Annotated in this window: 1 protein-coding gene; it reads left to right on the plus strand. The window is 46.9% G+C overall.

The window, feature by feature from the left end; translation table 11 throughout:
- The coding region (locus WH277_RS02105; RefSeq protein ID WP_339504123.1) for an IS30 family transposase at positions 1-369 on the plus strand (369 nt) is incomplete at both ends.

Raw genomic sequence — 369 nt, forward strand, 5'->3', positions numbered from 1 at the left:
GATGCGATACCTATCAGAGAAAGGCCACCTGAAGCCGCAGACAGAGCCATACCAGGTCACTGGGAAGGCGATCTGATCCAGGGCTCGAAAAACTCCTATATCGTCACTCTCGTAGAACGCCATTCCCGCTTTGTTATGCTGGCTAAAATCAGAGACAACAAGACCATAACGGTTATATCTGCACTCATCAAACAAGCCCGGGAATTACCCGTTGAGCTTTATAAAACATTAACATGGGATCGGGGTGCTGAAATGACCAACCACACCCGATTTACTGTGGCCACAGACATTCAGGTTTATTTCTGTGATCCCCAATCTCCCTGGCAACGTGGCTCAAATGAAAATACGAACAGATTGCTCAGACAATAT

The sequence above is a fragment of the Erwinia sp. MYb416 genome, assembly GCF_037479575.1.
GTDB classification, from domain to species: domain Bacteria; phylum Pseudomonadota; class Gammaproteobacteria; order Enterobacterales; family Enterobacteriaceae; genus Erwinia; species Erwinia rhapontici.